Source organism: Methanobrevibacter sp. (genome assembly GCF_045120835.1).
In the GTDB taxonomy this organism is placed as follows: Archaea; Methanobacteriota; Methanobacteria; order Methanobacteriales; family Methanobacteriaceae; genus Methanocatella.
This window is the reverse complement of sequence record NZ_JBGVFE010000014.1, coordinates 1-2,998: the sequence shown is the minus strand read 5'-3', so window position 1 is coordinate 2,998 and position 2,998 is coordinate 1. Positions and strand designations below refer to the sequence as shown.

Annotated in this window: 3 protein-coding genes; 1 reads left to right on the top strand and 2 read right to left on the bottom strand. The window is 36.2% G+C overall.

What is annotated here, in order from left to right; genetic code table 11:
• A partial coding sequence (locus ACJMLO_RS01805) for a TatD family hydrolase (protein WP_405293342.1) occupies positions 1-499 on the bottom strand: 499 nt, incomplete at its 3' end.
• A 183-nt stretch (positions 500-682) separates the two neighbouring features.
• On the opposite strand from ACJMLO_RS01805, the gene ACJMLO_RS01800 reads away from it, so the two are divergent.
• The gene (locus ACJMLO_RS01800) at positions 683-1,459 is read left to right on the top strand and encodes a helix-turn-helix transcriptional regulator (protein WP_405293340.1); all 777 of its coding nucleotides are present in this window, start codon (positions 683-685) and stop codon (positions 1,457-1,459) included.
• Between the two features lie 8 nt (positions 1,460-1,467).
• Here the strand turns inward: ACJMLO_RS01800 and glyS are convergent.
• Positions 1,468-2,998: glycine--tRNA ligase (gene glyS / locus ACJMLO_RS01795; RefSeq protein WP_405293338.1), on the bottom strand; the 1,531-nt coding region annotated here is incomplete at its 5' end.

The window sequence follows — 2,998 nt, the reverse complement described above, 5'->3', positions numbered from 1 at the left end:
TCTGTGGATTGATGTGGTCTATTACGGCCTGATTTTCATCAAGATGTTGAGGCAGAATATCCAATATCTCTTTTAGAACTTCCTTTTTATTTTTCCGTGGTGTGTGAATGATCACTTTTGAGTTTAGTTCATCTGCAATGTTCAATTGTCTTTTGAAAATATCTATTTCCTCATCGGTTAAATCTTCAAGGCCTATTTCGCCGATAGCTACAATTTGTCCGGTTTCGCTCCATTGATATAGGTTTTCAAAGATTTTGTCCGGATTGACATTTGAATTGGTTGGATGGATTCCCAAAGCGACTTTTAACTCAAGACCATATTCCAAAGCCCTTTTTGTGTCAAATTCAAGTATTCTGTTTAGGTGGTTTAAAAGCACGAGTTCATGAGGTATTCTATAAGGATAATAGCTGCAGGTTATTGCAGTATCAATTCCCGCCAGAAACATCTTCCTAAAATCCTCTCCGCTTCTTGCATCAGCATGCATATGAGTATCAATCATTTTATCACAACAACAATTTTTAATTGTTCTTATTATATTTTTCATGATTTAAAAAAATATCTAAAATTCTTTTGATTATTAAAGTTTTTGTAAGTGTGCTTTATTGTTTTTGTTCACTTCAAGAGATTATATATTTTAGAGTAATAAGAAATAATCTGTGAGTAATACTAAAAGGTGATTGCCGTGAATGAAAATACAAAATATCTAGAAAACTACGATTTCGTATCTGAAGACGTAAAATATATAGCAAATTCTGTTATAAGATTAAAAATACTTGCAGCATTATTTGAAAAGCCTCAAAACATGAAAGAACTATCGACCAATACTAAATTGGGATATAGTTCAATATCAAGCATTATTCATGGACTGGAAGTGGAAGATTTTGTTTTCCGTGAGTCAAATAAATATTACTTGGTCAATTCACTCAAGGCGCTAATGAAACATATTTTGGAAGTAAAGGAAGTTGTAAACCTATTGAATAGAGTTTTCAACATTGTTGATGGGCATGTTGTTGACATGATTCCTGAAGAATCAGTAAATGAATTGCATTTGCTTGAAAATGTGGAACTATTGGAATCAGGAGGCATTGATGCTTATAGGATTCACGATTTTATTGAAGATGCTCTTTCCGGTGCAGAAAGAGTACGCTGCATACTGCCTTTTTATCAGTTAAACATCAACAAAAAATTAAACGATCTGGTTAGGAATGGAAAGGTGGTTGAAGTAATGGTTTCTGATGAGGTTTTTGAAATCTATGAAGAAAAATCCGAAAGCAAATATCTGTATTCATTTAAACAAAAGAACAATTTCTTTTTGATTGTCAGTGATGAGGTAATGATTTTTGGTTTGTTTAAGGAAAATGGGTATTTCGACCAGAACCGGTTGCTGACTTCAAAAAATCAGCAATGTGTTTTTTGGGCCAATGGTCTTTTCAGGAACTTTAAAAAGAAAAATAAATGAGTTTAAACTCATTTATAGTAATTTTCCAAATATTCGGTTAAATCTTTAATAGGGATTCTTTCCTGAGCTTCTGTGTCTCTGTCCCTTACAGTGACCTGATTGTCCTCCAGGGTATCAAAGTCAACAGTTACGGCAAGAGGAATTCCTATTTCATCAGCTCGAGCATATCTTCTGCCGATGGTTCCTCCGGCATCATATTCAACAGTAAAACCTGCCATTCTTAATGTTTCGGTTAACTCTTGAGCTATTTCACGTGGACCTTCCTTGTTTACAAGTGGGAATATTCCAATTTGTACTGGAGCAACGGATTTATCGAATTTGAAGTAATCTTTACCTTCAGTTTCAGCAAATGAATGCAATAAAACAGAATAGGTAATACGGTCAATACCGAATGAAGGTTCAATTACATGGGGAACTATTTTTTCTCCGGTTATTTCCTCTTCAACATCTTCAAAGATAAGCAGGTCTTCGCTGACTTCGTAAACCTTGTCCAATTCAACAGTAAACTTGCCGTCCTTTTCAATTGCATCTTTGATTTCTTCAACACTGGCATCTTCGATAGCCTGTTTTACTTTAGGAGAATCTCCTTTAAATATTGGTCCGAATTTAGACAGATTAGGTTTTACAACGGTTTTTTGAACCTTTTTAGGTTCATCATATTCTATGAACACGTTCAACTCTTCGTTACTGAATTTGTTGTGTGAAGATAAGTCGTAATTTCCCCTGTCGGCAATTCCTATGATTTCAACCCATCCGTATTTGTCGGTTTTAACTTCAACGTCCCAGCAGTCAAGAGCATAGTGGGCCATTTCTCCAGCCAAGTGTTGTCTGAATCTTAAGACATCTTCAGGAATTCCGATTTCAGTTAAAAATTTGCGTGCAAGGTATAATTGGTAGATCAGCATTTCATTGGCAACGATGCCTTTCTCCAGTGCTTCGCGTGCAGTAATCTCTAGAGGCTCCAAATCGTTTTCCTGAACTTCCTGTGAATTCAGGCGAAGGACCACATCTTCAATCTGTGAAAATTTAGGGTGTGTTTTGTCTTTGGGATTCAAAAAGATTTCTGCTTCTGCCTGTGTGAATTCCCTAAGTCTGATAACTCCCTGTCTTGGTGAAATTTCATTTCTATATGCTTTTCCGAGTTGCACAACTCCGAATGGCAATTTTCCTCTGAAAAATCTTTCCAGACGTTTAAATAAAATAAATATCCCTTGTGCTGTTTCAGGCCTCATATAACCTACTTTATCCCCTTTGGCACCGATTTCGGTTTTAAACATTAGGTTGTAATTCCAGATGTTGGACAGTTTTCCACCACATTCGGGACAGGTAATGTTGTTGTCGATAACGATTTGGTCAAGCTCTTCATTTTCAAGGCTTTCCACATCTTCGCCAATTACTTCTTCGATAATGTGGTCTGCTCTGAAGACTTCTCCGCACTTTTCACATTTGCACATAGGGTCTGTGAAGTTGTCGACATGTCCTGATGCCTTAAGAACTTCCTTAGGCATTACGGTCGGTCCTTCTATTTCATAAAAGCCT